The sequence below is a fragment of the Thalassospira sp. GB04J01 genome, assembly GCF_000751115.1.
In the GTDB taxonomy this organism is placed as follows: Bacteria; Pseudomonadota; Alphaproteobacteria; order Rhodospirillales; family Thalassospiraceae; genus Thalassospira; species Thalassospira lucentensis.
Genome location: NZ_CCDX020000012.1, coordinates 469,031 through 484,383, shown reverse-complemented (window position 1 = coordinate 484,383; position 15,353 = coordinate 469,031). Strand labels below are relative to the sequence as shown.

Annotated in this window: 15 protein-coding genes; 4 read left to right on the top strand and 11 right to left on the bottom strand. The window is 54.2% G+C overall.

Annotated features, from left to right (window positions below; genetic code table 11):
- Positions 1 to 54 precede the first annotated feature (54 nt).
- Positions 55 to 2,679, top strand: a complete 2,625-nt coding sequence (locus tag AMM48_RS13510) for a DUF3772 domain-containing protein (protein WP_102784447.1) — start codon at positions 55 to 57, stop codon at positions 2,677 to 2,679.
- A 31-nt stretch (positions 2,680 to 2,710) separates the two neighbouring features.
- Here the strand turns inward: AMM48_RS13510 and AMM48_RS13505 are convergent, their stop codons facing one another.
- The 3 genes from AMM48_RS13505 to nadA all read right to left on the bottom strand — a co-directional run bounded on the left by AMM48_RS13505 (position 2,711) and on the right by nadA (position 5,072).
- Complete coding sequence (locus tag AMM48_RS13505) at positions 2,711 to 3,115, bottom strand: NUDIX domain-containing protein (RefSeq protein ID WP_102784446.1); 405 nt, start codon at positions 3,113 to 3,115, stop codon at positions 2,711 to 2,713.
- A gap of 18 nt (positions 3,116 to 3,133) precedes the next feature.
- Complete coding sequence (gene nadC, locus AMM48_RS13500; RefSeq protein WP_102784445.1) at positions 3,134 to 3,973, bottom strand: carboxylating nicotinate-nucleotide diphosphorylase; 840 nt, start codon at positions 3,971 to 3,973, stop codon at positions 3,134 to 3,136.
- A gap of 76 nt (positions 3,974 to 4,049) precedes the next feature.
- On the bottom strand, positions 4,050 to 5,072 hold the full coding sequence (gene nadA, locus AMM48_RS13495; protein ID WP_022731732.1) for a quinolinate synthase NadA: 1,023 nt from the start codon (positions 5,070 to 5,072) through the stop codon (positions 4,050 to 4,052).
- Between the two features lie 485 nt (positions 5,073 to 5,557).
- On the opposite strand from nadA, the gene AMM48_RS13490 reads away from it, so the two are divergent.
- Positions 5,558 to 5,884: a hypothetical protein gene (locus AMM48_RS13490; protein WP_022731731.1), complete on the top strand. Its 327-nt coding sequence runs from the start codon at positions 5,558 to 5,560 to the stop codon at positions 5,882 to 5,884.
- 282 nt (positions 5,885 to 6,166) lie between these two features.
- Complete coding sequence (locus AMM48_RS13485) at positions 6,167 to 6,391, top strand: hypothetical protein (protein WP_102784520.1); 225 nt, start codon at positions 6,167 to 6,169, stop codon at positions 6,389 to 6,391.
- 65 nt (positions 6,392 to 6,456) lie between these two features.
- Here the strand turns inward: AMM48_RS13485 and AMM48_RS13480 are convergent, their stop codons facing one another.
- The 8 genes from AMM48_RS13480 to fsa form a co-directional block, all read right to left on the bottom strand.
- Positions 6,457 to 7,845 carry a glutamine synthetase family protein gene (locus AMM48_RS13480; RefSeq protein ID WP_102784444.1) on the bottom strand — a complete coding sequence of 463 codons (1,389 nt, stop codon included), beginning with the start codon at positions 7,843 to 7,845 and terminating at the stop codon, positions 6,457 to 6,459.
- Between the two features lie 43 nt (positions 7,846 to 7,888).
- Positions 7,889 to 8,710, bottom strand: a complete 822-nt coding sequence (locus AMM48_RS13475; RefSeq protein ID WP_244271229.1) for an isocitrate lyase/phosphoenolpyruvate mutase family protein — start codon at positions 8,708 to 8,710, stop codon at positions 7,889 to 7,891.
- Positions 8,711 to 8,737: 27 nt separating this feature from the next.
- On the bottom strand, positions 8,738 to 9,229 hold the full coding sequence (locus tag AMM48_RS13470; RefSeq protein ID WP_022731727.1) for a class I SAM-dependent methyltransferase: 492 nt from the start codon (positions 9,227 to 9,229) through the stop codon (positions 8,738 to 8,740).
- Between the two features lie 100 nt (positions 9,230 to 9,329).
- On the bottom strand, positions 9,330 to 9,935 hold the full coding sequence (locus AMM48_RS13465) for a glutathione S-transferase family protein (protein ID WP_181951570.1): 606 nt from the start codon (positions 9,933 to 9,935) through the stop codon (positions 9,330 to 9,332).
- Between the two features lie 106 nt (positions 9,936 to 10,041).
- A complete protein-coding gene (locus AMM48_RS13460; RefSeq protein WP_244271228.1) occupies positions 10,042 to 10,383 on the bottom strand; it encodes a YrhK family protein in 342 nt (113 codons plus the stop codon).
- An 83-nt stretch (positions 10,384 to 10,466) separates the two neighbouring features.
- A complete protein-coding gene (locus AMM48_RS13455; protein ID WP_102784441.1) occupies positions 10,467 to 11,417 on the bottom strand; it encodes a tyrosine recombinase XerC in 951 nt (316 codons plus the stop codon).
- A complete protein-coding gene (locus AMM48_RS13450; RefSeq protein ID WP_102784440.1) occupies positions 11,396 to 12,085 on the bottom strand; it encodes a DUF484 family protein in 690 nt (229 codons plus the stop codon). The genes AMM48_RS13455 and AMM48_RS13450 overlap by 22 nt, the downstream gene beginning before the upstream one ends.
- Before the next feature lie 148 nt (positions 12,086 to 12,233).
- Entirely contained in the window at positions 12,234 to 12,890 is a 657-nt protein-coding gene (gene fsa / locus AMM48_RS13445; protein ID WP_022731722.1) for a fructose-6-phosphate aldolase, read from the bottom strand.
- Positions 12,891 to 13,086: 196 nt separating this feature from the next.
- Here fsa and AMM48_RS13440 point away from each other — a divergent pair, with 196 nt between their 5' ends.
- Entirely contained in the window at positions 13,087 to 15,318 is a 2,232-nt protein-coding gene (locus AMM48_RS13440) for a primosomal protein N' (RefSeq protein ID WP_102784439.1), read from the top strand.
- Positions 15,319 to 15,353 lie beyond the last annotated feature (35 nt).

Genomic DNA, 15,353 nt, shown 5'->3' with positions numbered 1-15,353 from the left:
ATCGGGAAAAACGGTCAAATGCCGTTCCTCAAGGATCATGATGGAACATCAACTATGAATTCAGTGCGTCGTTTTCTTATCGGGTTTGCAGTCTGTTTTGTCTGGCTGGCTGCGAGTGCGCCCTTGCAGGCACAAGACGCCGACGAAGGTCAGTCCGCAACCCAGCGGTTTGAGGTCAAATACGCACAAGACCGCATTGCTGACTGGACCAAACAGCTTGACGATATCGAAAAAGAACTCGATGACAACGATGTGCCAAGCCGCTTACTGGTGGATGGACGGAGTATCACAGAACGCATTCTTGAAGCGGCCCGAACGCTTCAGGGCCGCGCAAGCGAACGGCTTGAACGCATAAAAGCCGCCAAAAGCAAACTGGGGGAAGCTCCGGCAGAAGGCCAGTCCGAAGTGCCGGCCGTTGCCGAAGAGCGTGATCGCCTCAACAGGGACATTGCCAATGTCAGTGGGGTCATCAAACAGATTGAGCTTTCCAATTTTCGGGCGACCGAAATTTCCGATCAGTTGAGCAGTCTGGCACGCGAACGGTTTACCCGTCGCATTCTGGGCCGGGTCGGTGTGCCGACAGACGCCAAGGTCTGGGTGGAGGGCTGGGACCAGCTTTTCCACATTCCCAGCATGGTTCAGGCCCGATACGCCAACCTCGCAATTGACGGCAAGGTCGAAGACCAGCTTGGCGAAATTGCGCCGGGGTTGGTTTTGCTGGCGTTTGTTGTTATCGCGGCCCTGATTGGCGGCGAGGTCATCGTCCTGCGCTATATTCCGTCGCGCTGGAAATCAATGCCGACAGAGGACCGGGTGGCGTTGGTGTCGGGAACGCGGTTCCTGTTTACCGCAATGGTGCCGGGAATTGCGCTTTTGATTGCCTATCAGATGGTTGATGGACAGCCCGATTTGTTAAGCGGAAGCATTGGTGATTTCATCCATCAATGTTTTGGGGCAGCTCTGTTTCTTTTGTTTGTTGGGGCGGCAATTCGCAGCATTCATTCGCCCTTTGCACCGTCCATGCGCCGGTCGGGCACGACGGATCACGGGGCGCGGGTTGTCGGTTTGTGTTCTCTTGCGGTCGCTTTGATCTTTGCCTGGGACATGATCCTGTTGCAAGGGGCGACCACGCTTGGTACCTCGCTTGATCTGGCGTTGGTGCAAAGCGTTTCAAATGTCATGATCATCTCGATCCTGTTGTTTGTATCCTCGCTCGGGGTTTTCTGGATACATGACGAGCGTGACCGACACGAATTCTGGGCCAAGCTTGAGCGCCGCAGCCGCCGGGGTCTGAAAATGATTTCGATTGCCTTGCCGCTTTTGATGGTGCTCGGCTATGTGGCGCTTGCGCGTTTTATCCTCGAAAACCTGATGATGGCAGGCGCGTTTCTGACGTCTTACTGGTTGCTGCGCGGTTATGCCCGTGCGTTGATGCATACCTATCTTGTCACCCCCGAAACCAGTGATGACAGTGCAAGTGCCAATGCGGTGCACGGCACGCTTTATTTCTGGCTGCGGGTGACGATTGATGTGGTGATGGTCGTCATTGCGGTGCCGATCGCGGTCATGATCTTTACCGACATTGCCTGGGTGGATCTGATTGATGTTGCCGGGCAGGCCTTTATCGGAATTCAAGTGGGTGGCTTCAATATTTCGCTGCGCACGATCCTGATTGCGGTGATGATGTTTGTCATTGTGCTGGGGTTGATGCGATTTTTCCAGCGCATGCTCAGTACCCGCGTTTTGCCCAATACCAAGCTTGACGAAGGTTTGCAGCATTCGGTTTCGGCAATTTTCGGGTATGTCGGGATTTGCCTTGCAGTGCTTCTGGCGATTTCGGCGGCTGGTCTGGATTTGTCCAACCTTGCGATCATTGCCGGTGCTATTTCGGTCGGTATCGGTTTTGGGATGCAAAGTATCGTGAATAACTTTGTGTCTGGCTTGATCTTGTTGGTCGAACGCCCGATCAAGGTCGGTGACTGGATTGTGGTTGGCGCAGATCAGGGGTTTGTCAAAGACATCCGGGTGCGCGCGACCGAGATCGAGACCTTTGACCGGTCCTCCATCGTGATCCCGAACTCGGAACTGATTTCCAATAGGGTTCTGAACTGGACGCTTAAGGAGCGCTCGGGACGTGGCATCATCAAAATTGGCGTATCCTATGGGTCGGACGTGGAAAAGGTCCGCGAAATCCTGATTGAGATGGCCGACAAGCGCCGGGAAATCCTGAGCTACCCGGCGCCACAGGTCGTGTTTATGGATTTCGGCGCCAGTTCGCTTGATTTCGAATTACGCTATTTCCTGCGCGATATCGGGGATGTTTTGGCGGTTGCCAGTTCGATCCGTTTTGAATTGGTGCAGCGGTTCCGCGACGAGGGTGTCGAAGTCCCATTCCCGCAGCGTGATCTCAATTTGCGTGATATCGACAAATTAACCGATGCCATCCGCGAAGCTGGTCAAGGACGCAAGAAGCCCGAACCTGAGGCTCCAAAAGGTGATGATTCTGCGCCGTCGACGCCATCATCGGATGACGGCAATGATACGGGTGAGATTGGCGAAGGGGCCGAAAAGAAGGCCACCCCGCCATCTGCGGCAAAGGATGTTTCGCGCGATGCAGATGCCGCAGGCCGGTCGATCCCCGATGCGGGCGGAGACCCCGACGGTGACGCACCGCGTTAGTGGGGGCGTTTGGGATTGTCTGGTTGGAAACCTAGATATCAAACAGTGCAGCGGTGATCTTTTGGCCCATGGGCGCCATGAGGTTCCGTTCGCGCGGGGTGAGCCAGCGCAGCTCGGCAATTTCGCGTGCCGGGGAAAGTGTGCCGCGATAGTCGGCGACAAAGCACGTCATGCGCACAATTGCGCCGTCGGGCTGCTTATGCCCCTGTCCGGCAAAGGTGCCCAACTCGCGGATGCTGTCAGGGATCAGATCAACGCCAAGTTCTTCGTTGATTTCGCGCATGATTGCGTCATGGGCAGTTTCGCCCGGATCAATTTTGCCACCCGGCAGGTAAAACCGATCCCGACCATGGCTGCGCACTGACAGGATTTTTGCTCCGTCGCGCAAAATCCAGTTTGCCGTTTCGATGACTTTAATGATGTCCGGTTTTGTCATTCCAGCATCTCGCGTGATTTACAGGATCGCGACATCAAGTCCGATATCAACCGCCGGGGCCGATTGGGTGATCCGACCGACCGACACATAATCAACGCCGGTGGCAGCAATGGCGCCAATGGTCTGAAGGTTTACACCGCCCGATGCCTCGGTTTTGCAACGGCCATCGACGATGGCAACCGCTTCGCGCAGCATCTCCGGACCCATATTATCAAGCAGGATGATATCTGCCCCGGCACTTGCTGCTTCGTGGACTTGATCAAGGGTATCGCATTCGACTTCGATTTTCGGCAGGTTAGCTGCCCGTGCGGCCTCAACACATTTGGTGATCGATCCGACAACGCCGATATGGTTGTCCTTGATCATCACCCCGTCATAAAGCCCCATGCGGTGGTTTTGGGCCCCACCCATGCGGGTTGCGTATTTTTCCAGTTTGCGCCAGCCCGGTAATGTTTTGCGGGTATCAAGCAGCTTTGTCGTCGTATCACCCATAGCAGCAACATAGGTTCGCGTGGTGGTGGCAATCCCCGAAAGGTGTTGCAGTGTATTAAGGGCTGTGCGCTCTGCCGTCAGGATGCCGCGCGCATTGCCCTCAACCACGGCCAAAACGTCTTTTGCCTTGATGGCGTGGCCGTCTTCGCAGTGCTTTGTGATTTTGGCATCCGGGACCAGTTTACGAAAACAATCCAGCGCAATATCAAGCCCGGCGACGACGATATCCTCGCGGGTTTCAAGCGCGACACGCAGGCGCGCATTTTCGGGGACGACATTATCCGATGTGATGTCACCGGGGCCGATGTCTTCGGCAAAGGCGCGGTCGATGAATTCTGAAATTTCAGCTTGGGTCAGGACGGTCATGATGGGCAGCCGTTTTGAAGTCGTGTGGGAATGAAAACAGCCCCGCAAAATGTGCGGGGCTGTTAAATGGTTCGGCTTAGGCCGCGTCGTCTTTTTTCAGTGGAATGCCTTTTGACATTTCCAGCATCCGTTCAAGCGGTTTGACGGCTGCGACGCGCAAATCTTCCGGCATGACGATCTGCGGGCCATTGTTGACCAAGCACAGATACAGTTTTTCAAGCGTGTTAAGCTCCATGAACGGGCAATTGTTGCACGCGCACGATCCGTCGGCACCCGGTACGGGAATGAATTCCTTGTGCGGGGCGGCTTTTTCCATTTGGTGGATGATGTGTGGTTCAGTCGCGATCAGATATTTTTGATCCGGACCGTTGATCACATATTCCAGAATGGCACGGGTGGACCCGATATGATCGGCATGTTTGAGAATGCCGTCATGGCATTCCGGATGGGCGGCAACCTTGGCGTCCGGGTTTTGCGTTTGCAAACGGATCAACTCACGTTCTGAAAACTGTTCATGCACGATGCATGAACCATTCCACAACGTCATGTCACGCCCGGTCTTCTTGGCAAGATATGCCCCAAGATGGCGGTCAGGCGCCCAAAGGATCGGTTTGTCTGCCGGGATCTGATCAATGATCTCGGCGGCATTGGACGATGTTACGATAATGTCCGATGCTGCCTTTACCTCGGCCGAGCAGTTGATATAGGTGATCGATACGTGATCAGGATGCTGTTCGCGGAATTTGCGAAACGGTTCAGGCTGACACGAATCTTCGAGCGAGCAACCCGCTTTGGAATCGGGCAGCAGAACGGTTTTGTTCGGGCTGAGAATCTTGGCAACCTCGGCCATGAAGCGCACGCCACAAAACACGATGACATCGGCATCGGTTTCGGCCGCCTTGCGCGACAGATCAAGGCTATCGCCGACAAAATCGGCAAGATCCTGAATTTCCCCATCCTGATAGTAATGGGCCAGAATAATCGCGTTCTTTTCTTTCTTAAGGCGGGCTATTTCCGCCTCAAGATCCAAAGTCGGATCAATCTGCATTTCCGACATTGCGTCCACCGAAGCTTCGGCAATTGTAATCATTTCATTCATGGCGTCGTCTCATCTCGCCTGTTGCAAGCCGGAGATAAGAAGCGGGGCCCAGCATTGCAAGTTAATGACAGTTTGAAACCTGAATATCGCCATTAGACCGCGATAGCAAGGAAATGGGGCGTCGTGCACGGATTCCCGAACTTTAAAAGGTGCATGGCCCTGTTTGCATTGTTTTGGTGCTTGGGAGGTATTCGGACTTTTCGGCAGAAACGTTGGTAAATTTCGCAACGCAGCAAAATATAAAAATATGTTCGTTGTAAAATATCGATAAATATTCATATAGTGAATACTGGATATGTTTTTAGTATTTCACATGTGAGCAGATATTTTTATTTTGATCGTCGCGGAATAAAGCATCCTTTTTAAAGCACCTAAAAGGTGACGCGGACTTGCACATGGCTGAAATGAAATCCCGCCTGATTAATGACGGAAATAATTATTTTCGTTTTTTCTAACCAACGCGCTTTTGCGCGGTAGGAGCTACTTTGACAAACCGTACAACATCTAAAATTCTGAATTTTGTAAGACCGTTTAGCTTGCGCGGTCTGGCCGAAGTTCTGCCTGCCGGGTCTTATAAAGTCATGACCGAAGAAATGCAGGACGAAAAAGTCACATATCCGACGTGGCAGTGGGTTTCCACTCAGATGCATTTGAACACCAATTCGGATCGCTCCGACGACGCACGTCTTATGACCGTCGATCCTCGCGATCTGGAAGTGGCGTATTTGCGTGATCAGAAAATGATCGATGCCCGCCCCAAAGTCGCCTTTTCCGCCAGAGGATCAAACACCCGGGCCAAGCGCGTCTTTTAATCGGTTTTCCCGATGATCCTGTTCCCGGTCAGGGCACCCTGACCGGAACGGTGGTCAAATCGTAAAGTCGTAATATTTCCACTCCCCCCTCCAGCCTTCAGTCCCCATTTCTCGTTCCCCCTGGCCTTTCGGGATCGGCCCTAAGCGGTCATTCCCGAACCAAAGATACAGGTCAGAAAACTGCCTCCTGCTGTTACATATCAGCGTTGCAGAATGAGAAATATACGTTTGCCCAAGATGAGATCATAACGCATCAAGCTGATGCAAATGAGAGTCTTTAATATGGATTGGATCCCTATCGTCTTTGGTACGTTTAAAGTTGTCGCACTGCTGACGGCCATGTTCTTCGCCATCAAGTGGCATTACGATCAAGGCGAAAAGGGCGGGACGCGCGCGGTAATGCTCGCGGGTGCCAAAGTTGCCGCAATCTTCGTGCTAGCGCTACTATGCCTGGGGTTCGTTACATTCTTCCTTAGCAGGTCGCTCGGTTTGAACCTGAGCTACTGATGATGGCATAGCAAAGACACCCAAAAGGGGAAATGGGGACAGATTTATCTTTCTGGGAACATAGGTTAGATCGAAAATCCGTAATATTCCCATTCTGCGGCTGATACCTTAAGCGCCATATGTTCATATTCCGCCTGCTTGATTTTGGTAAAGGCCTTATGGAATCTTGGGCCAAGCGTACGCTTGTTGAAGTCAGAGGCGCCAAACTGGTCAATCGCGTCCAGCCAGTGGCGCGGCAGGTCATTTGGGGCTTTGGCCTGACCGATTTCATCGGTACATGGCGTGCCCGGATCGATTTTACTTTCAATACCGTCAAGGGCTGCGCCCAGCGTGACGGCGGCCACCAGATACGGGTTGGCATCCACACCGGCAATGCGATGTTCAAAATGGCGGGTTTTGCCCGGCGTGCCGGGGACTCGCAATGCCACAGTACGGTTTTCAACACCCCAGTCATCGGATGCTGGTGAATACATCGCCGACGCAAACCGGCGCCATGAATTCATGAACGGGGCCAAAAGCAACATCGTCTCGCCAATCGTGCCGCGAATGCCGCCAATCGCATTCAGCATAAGTGGGCTTAACGATCCATCTGCCTGATCGGCAAACAGGTTGTTGCCCGCATCATCGGCCAGTGACAGATGCAAATGCATGCCCGATCCGGCTTCAGTGCCAAACGGTTTTGGCATAAACACGGCTTCTGTGCCAAAACGGCGTGCGACGGTGCGGATCAGGCGTTTGGCAATGATGACGTCATCAGCCGCCCGCATCAGATTGCGATAGCGGATCGTCATTTCATACTGGCCGGGGCCATATTCCGAAATCAGGGTTTCGAGCGTCAGATCAAGATGCTTGGCACCTTCATAGATCGCATCAAACAGCGGTGACATCTCATCAATTTCATCGACTGACATCGTGTTGCGCAAGGTGCTGCGGCGTTTGGTCAGGGCATAGGGCGCCGGGTGATAAAGCCCGCCTGCGTCGGCTTCGCGATCGACCAAATAAAATTCAAGCTCAAACGCCCCCATCGGGGTGAAGCCGAGTTTCCGGGCACGGGTTACCTGTGTGACAAACACATTGCGCGGGTCCACATCATGCGGCGTGCGGTCTTCGTCATACATGCTGATCAAAAGTTGCCCGCGCCCCGTATGAGGTAAATAACCCAGCGTTCCGGGTACAGGCCAGCACCGACCGTCACCGCCCCCACCAGTTTGCACCAACCCGCAATCATCAACGTCCTCGCCGGTCACATCCTGTCCAAAGATTGAACTTGGCAATCCGCGCCCGGATTTATAAATGGATTCAAGTTCATGACGCCGGATTGTCTTGCCCCGGCCAATCCCATGAAAGTCGGTCAGGATAATATCGATGGCTTCGACATCCGGGTATTTCGCAAGGAAGGCCTCGGCTTCGGAAATTTGTGAACCGCTTGGCGAAAGTGTTTCTGGTGTGCTCATTGTTTGCCTTGAACGCTATGCCCCGTGTCGAGGAAGGGGTTATTCAATTTTTGGGTGGGGTAAATATGTATTTTTCAGCTTCTGACGAAGACAGCGCATCTTTGGCGTAAGTAAAAGTTCCATGGTCTTTTACCTCGCGCGCGGCACGCATGAGGCCGCCAAGTGCCGCCCGGGCAAACGACCCGCCAACACTGATGCGTTTGACGCCTGCCTGTTCTAATTCGCTGACGCTGTAGGTCGGACCGGAAAGCCCCATCACAACATTAACCGGGCGGGTGACAGATGCACAAACCGTGCGTATTGCCGCGATATCAGGCAGCCCCGGTGCATAAAGAACATCTGCACCGGCCTTTTCGAATGCCTGAAGACGAAGAATTGTATCATCCAGATCGCGTTTACCATGCAGGAAGTTTTCAGCGCGCGCGGTTAACATAAAAGGATGTTTACGGGATTCTTCGACGGCGGCGGCAATGCGTTCTACAGCAAGGTTGAAATCAAAAATCGGGTTGTTGGGATCACCTGTTGCGTCTTCGATTGAGCCACCGACAAGTCCGGTTTTTGCTGCGAGTGAAATCGTCATTACGCAGGATTCTGGATCAGCGCCAAAACCGTTTTCCAAGTCGGCGGAAACAGGCAAGTTGGTTGCGTTGACGATATCTTGTGCATTCTGCAAGATGGCTTCGCGTGAAATACATGCCGCAGAATCTTGTTGGCCAATGGAAAAGGCCAGCCCGGCGCTGGAGGTTGCCAATGCTTCATACCCAAGTGCGGCAAGGATGCGGGCGGACCCTGCATCCCATGGGTTGGGGATGACAAACGCCCCGGTACGCAGATGCAATTGCTGAAAGAGCTGATACTTGTCCATTTGATCTGTCATGCCCCCATTAAAGGATTAACCTTGATACCGGCGGAAGAAATAGCGGTCTTTCGGGACCCCTTCGGGCAGCGGTTCTGCGATGGTGTTGGGCACGTCAATTTTCTGATCAGACGCAACAATGGCACCAGTCATAAGGGCCGTCGGCAGGGTCTGACCGATAAAGGCTGCGATCTTGGCGTTCAGGTCTTCGTCCCCGGTGCCAACATCGGAATGCACAAGTGCGACTTTACCTTTGAAACGCTCCGCGGCCATTGGCAGGGTTTCGAAAATATCGCCAAGGAACAGATGGTCATCATCGGGAATGCATTTCGGGTGAGCGGCAATTTGCCGGTCAAACACATAGATTTCCCGATCCGGCATGATTTCGCGCAAATGATCGAACGTGCGACCATTGCCAAGGCCAACTTCCAGCACGATCCCGTCCTGATCCTTGATCATTTCAGCCGCAGCATTCAGGCAATCGCGTTGGGCCTGCAGGCGGCGAATAACACTGTTTAAACGTGACATATCATTGGGTCTCCGGGGCTTGTTGGATCAAGATGGTCAATGGGTCGTATTTGGCACTAAAAACGCCGAACGCCATGACGCCCGGCGTTGATTTGCAAAATCAGCCTTTGAACTGGGTCGCATCGAATGCAGGCACGCGCGACCGGAATTCATCCAGCCATGTGACGAGGTTGCCGTATGTTTGTCGCCATTTTCCGTCAAACCGCAGGTCAAGATACCCCAATGCGCAGGCAATGCCGACATGGCCGATATGAAGATCAGCACCAAATGCCGGTGGGTTTGCGTCAATTTGATCTAGTGAGCGTTTGACCTTGTCCGCCTGATAGGACATCCAGCCGTCATCGCGTTTGTCCTCAGTGCGCATGCGGGTTTCATAGACCTGCAGGATTGAGGCATCAATAATGCCGTCGCCCAGTGCCTGTAAGGTAAGGGCATCCCAGCGGGCATCACTTTCGGTCGGATGCAGGGTCACGCCATCGGTCTGCGCATCCAAGTATTCACAAATCACGCGTGAATCAAAAATCTTGCGACCATCATCAAGAATAAGGATCGGGATTTTCCCCAGCGGGTTCTGCGTGCGAAGGCTGTCGGCCGGATCGTTGGTGTTTGACAGTTCGACCGACAGTTGGTCGTAAACACCAAGCATCTTGGCAACAATTTTGACTTTCCGGCCAAAAGGCGACGGGTCACTGGATCGCAGGATCATGATTTTTCTCCGGGTATTTTAACTGTTTGCGCGCAGTGTAAGGGGGAAAGAACGGCAAGACGAAGTGAATTTTTCCCAAATCAGATCGTCCAACGTCTTCATCCTTCTACCCGGCGGGGGGGCGGGCCTGATCCGTCGCGGTTTTGGCAGGAATGTTTTTATGGGAGCCTTGGCTTTCATCGTTATCATCGAGCCCGGCAAGATGAAGTTCGCGCGCCAGCCTTACGGCTGGACGTGCGGCAAAAAACACCGAACCAATGATAAATAGCCACGTGCCGGCGTAAACCGTTGCGTCATCCAAAAATAGGATACTGCCAACAATGAATAAAACCGCAGCCAGAAGGTCGATCACTGAATAGGCTATCTCATAGGCGCTGTAGACCGACCGGTGTTTGGGACTGGCATCAAAGCGGCGAGTTCGAAACAGTTTCATCGGGTTTAGGGCCATAAGATTTCCTTGCTGCTTTGTGTGATGATTGTCCCAACGCATCGCAAGCAGGATGGTTTCCATTCGACGATAATGTGCCGAAATTATCGCCGGGCGCGTGGATGGGTGCCGTTGTACACCGCCATCAATTGTTCACTATCCACGGCCGTATAGCGTTGGGTCGTTGAAAGCGATGCGTGACCCAAAAGGTCCTGAATGGTGCGTAAATCACCGCCGCCAGCCAAAAGATGGGTGGCAAAGGAATGGCGCAGCGCATGCGGAGTTGCAGTATCAGGAAGTTGTAAAAGATCGCGGACCTTGCGCATTTCGCGTTGGGCGACCTGGGCGACCAATCGTTTGCCACGCGCGCCGACAAAAAGTGCGTCATTGCCATGCGGTGCATAGGGACAGGCGCGCAGGTAATCTTCAATCGCATCGCGGATAATCGGCAAAACCGGCACAAGACGCTGTTTGTTGCCTTTGCCCGTGATGACCATCGAGTCCCCTGTCGGGCTTTGATTGGCGTTCAGATCAAGGGCCTCGGAAATACGAAGGCCACAGCCGTATAGAAGCGTGAAAAGTGCAAGGTTACGCTTGGCAAGCCAAGGTTCATCTTGCCAGACACCCGCATTTTCAAGAACGGCCAACGCATCGACGGGCGAAAGCGGCTTGGGGGCGGTTTGGGGCAGGCGTGGATTGCGAATGGAACTGACGGCGGCATTTTGTCCGCGTCCTGACCGATCAAGAAAACGATAGAAATTGCGTAGCGATGACAGCGCGCGGGCAGTGGATGTTTTGGCCATGCCATCCATGCTGCGCCGGGCCAGCCAGCTTCGAAAATCACGCGGGTTTAAGCGCAGAAGCGCGTTCAGGTCCGGGACACCATCAAGATGGCCATTGATAAAACCGAGAAAAGCATAAAGATCGGCCAGATAGTTTTCGGTGGTGTGATTGGACGCACGTCGCTCATCAGAAAGCCACGTGCGCCAATCGGCGATGGCTTCGCGCACATCGCTCGGAAGGGTGAGGGCGGTTAAACCGTTTGGGTGAGCCATCGACGCACACCAAATTCAATCACGGAGGCCAAAAACATGATCAGGTCATTGGCCTGTGCCGGACTGAAATATCCCGGCTCCTTGACGCCAAAGGCAACAATACCAACCGGATCACCATAAAATGGCGCAAGTCGGACGATGGCAGCCGACCGGATTTCGGATGCTTTCGGGCCAAAAATGGCCTCATCCCCGGCATCGTCGGGCAAAAGCCAGACGTCCTGCTCGTCGCCCAGAACCTGATCAACCGCCCCTTTAACAAGGCGGCGCACGCGGCCATCACAGCTTGGCACCGGCGCTTCGTCGCATTCTTCAAAGCACAATGCGATGGCATCAAGATCAAGCAGTTCGGGCACAAGGTCCTGAAGTGCTTCGACAAAGGTTTCAAACCCGCGTGCATTTAAAATGGCCAAAACAGCGCGGTGGATGCGGCTTTGGGTTTCAAGGTTGGATTTGGAAATATTGATCAGTTCGCTGGTGGCACCACGCAACTTTTCACGTTCATCGCGCAACCGCGCGACGACATATTGCTGCATGTCGGCGACACCTGATCCCATTTCCCGGACAGGCAACGCAAGACTTTCAAGCAAGTCAGGGCGCGAAGTGAAGAAATCAGGATGTTCGGCGAGAAAGGTCGCGACATCGTCGGCGCGCAGTACTGTCTTTTCCATCGGTTCCGGCTTGTACAGTGAGAAATAAAAAACCCGGCTGCCACAATGCGGGCAGCCGGGTTAAATGCATGTTAAAAACCGAACGCAATGTCGGCTTTTATCCGCCCATCAGGACAATGACCTGATAACAGGGGGATGACAGGCCAGATTACAGAATCGACTGGCCAGTTTTTTCCCAGTCAGCAAGGAACGTTTCAAGGCCCTTGTCGGTCAGCGGATGCTTGGTCAACTGGGTCAGAACCTGCGGCGGGATGGTGACAACGTCGGCACCAAGACGGGCCGAGTCGACAACATGTTGCGGGCCACGTGCCGAAGCAACGAGGACTTCGGTGGTCCAGTTCGGGTAGTTGCCATAAACGTCAACGATGTCAGCAATCAGCTGCATACCATCGGACGAAATATCATCCAGACGGCCAACGAACGGCGAAACGTAGGTTGCACCGGCTTTGGCCGCCAGAATGGCCTGACCAACCGAGAAGCAAAGTGTAACGTTGGTTTTAATGCCTTCGTCGGTAAAGGTGCGGCAAGCTTTAAGGCCATCAGAGGTCAGCGGCAGTTTGACGACGACATTGTCGGCGATCTTTGCCAGCTTGCGGCCTTCTGCGACCATGGTGTCGTAATCGGTCGCAGCAACTTCTGCGCTGACCGGGCCGTCAACGACGTCACAAATTTCCTTGATCAGTTCGAGAAACGGTCGGCCTGTTTTTGCTACCAGCGAGGGGTTGGTGGTGACACCATCCACGAGGCCAGACATGGCGATTTCGCGGATTGCGTCAATGTCAGCAGTATCGATGAAAAACTTCATTGGATTTCCTATTCGGACCTTTTGAAGATCGTCGTTTGAAGATCGTTGTTCGATGATGCGGTTAGCTGCTAGGTTCGGGCTCCATCCAATGGACGGTTCCAGATCCAAGCTGTGGGACCGTTTTCTATTATGCCATGGGCCATCGAGGGTGTTTTTTCGAGCAGCCCGAAAGGCATTCCGACGGGGTTTATAATATATGAGCGCGGCAAAGGCCACATCTGGAAATCTGTTTGCTGATGATCCGGCCTTTCAGGTAACTGCACAGACCATAAGCGTGCTTCCGCCGTTGCCGCTTGCTGGACCGTATGACTACATCGTGCCCGAAGGCATATCGGTGCAATTTGGCGATTTTGTGGAAATCCCACTGGGGCGACAAACCCAGCGCGGGGTGGTCTGGGGCGATGCCAAGGGCGACGTCGAGTCGAGCAAGTTGCGCGAGATTTATGGTGTTCTTCCCGCTGAGCCCATGCCCGAGGTCACCCGCAAATTTATCGATTGGGTGTCGGCCTATACCATGGCGCCACAGGGCGCGGTGTTGCGCATGGCCATGAGCGTGCCTGACGCGCTTGAGCAACCAAAACCGATTTTCCGGTTTACCTTGAATGCGGATTTCGACGCATCGACGTTGCGCATGACCCCGCCGCGCAAACGAGTTCTGGCGTTTCTGGGGGAAAATCCGGCGATGGAGCAAGGGGATATCCTGCGCGAAACAGGGGCCGGGGCAAGCGTGATCAAGGGGCTGGTTGAAGCCGGGGCGGTGCGACGCCTGATGGTCAAACCACCATCGCCATTTGATCTGCCTGATTTGACCATCCCGCGCCCGAACCTGTCAGATGAACAAACGATCGCAGCCGATGCATTATGTGACCGGGTCGATACAGGTGGATTTTCCTGCACATTGCTCGATGGCATCACGGGGTCGGGCAAGACAGAAGTTTATTTTGAGCCGATCCGTGCGGCCTTGGCCGAAGGTAAGCAGGTGGTTGTTCTGCTGCCGGAAATTGCCCTGTCGGCCCAATGGTTGCAGCGTTTCCGCGACCGGTTTGGTGTTGTCCCGGCCCTTTGGCATTCCGAAGTCGGGCAGGCGCGCCGTCGTGATACATGGCGCGCGGTGGCAGATGGTTCTGTGCAACTGGTTGTTGGCGCGCGGTCGGCACTTTTCCTGCCCTTTCGTGATCTTGCCCTTATTGTGGTCGACGAAGAACACGAACATGCGTTTAAGCAGGAAGACGGCGTGATTTATCACGCCCGCGACATGGCAGTCACCCGTGCGCATCTGGGCAATATTCCGATTGTACTGGCATCGGCAACCCCGTCGCTTGAAACCTTGGCCAATGTTGATGCGGGGCGCTACTACCGGGTCGAACTGGGCAGCCGTCATGGGGCGGCCGTCTTGCCAAGTGTTGAAGTTATCGACATTCGCCAAGACAAACCTGAGCGCCTGCGCTGGATTACGCCAACCTTGAAAAAACGGCTGGCGGAAACATTCGCCAATGGCGAACAGGCGATGCTGTTTTTAAACCGGCGTGGCTATGCGCCGCTGACCCTGTGCCGGGCTTGTGGTCATCGGTTCCAATGCCCCAACTGCACCGCTTGGCTCGTGGAGCACCGCGCATGGGGCAAATTGCAATGTCACCATTGCGGATATCAGGCAAAGGCACCTGATGCCTGCCCCGCCTGTGGCGAGGAAGGCAAGCTTGCCCCCTGTGGGCCGGGGGTCGAACGGCTTTATGAAGAAGCGGTCGAAACATTCCCCAATATCCGGATTGAGGTTGCGACATCCGACAATATCATGGGACCAAAGGCGGCTGCCGAGCTGGTCCAAAGGGTCCATAATCACGATGTCGATCTTTTGATCGGCACCCAGATTTTGGCCAAGGGCTATCACTTTCCTATGCTGACCCTGGTTGGGGTGGTTGATGCGGATCTTGGCTTGGCGGGTGGGGATTTGCGCGCAGCCGAACGCAGTTATCAGTTGCTAACCCAGGTAGCCGGGCGTGCTGGGCGTGGTGATCGTCCGGGTACGGTGATGCTGCAAACCGCCGATCCGGCCAACCGCGTGATCAAGGCAATTGCCGCAGGTGATCGCAATGCCTTTAACGAGGTCGAGCTATCGCAACGCATGACCCATGGCATGCCGCCACATGGGCGACTGGCAGCCCTTATTATAAGTGGCAAAAAAGAAAACGAAGTCGATGAAGCCGCATGGCGGATCGGGCGGGCGGCCCCGCGCGGGGATGGTTTGATGGTGCTGGGGCCTGCGCCCGCACCATTGTCCTTGCTGCGTGGACGCTATCGTCGGCGCTTTTTGATCCGTGCGGATAAAACGGTGAAAATGCAGGCCCTGATCCATGAGTGGCTGTCAAAGGTCAAAACACCGGGCAGCGTGCGCGTGCAGGTCGATATCGACCCCTATAGCTTCATGTAGCCGGGGCTTACTGTGGGGGGCTATCTTCTATTACG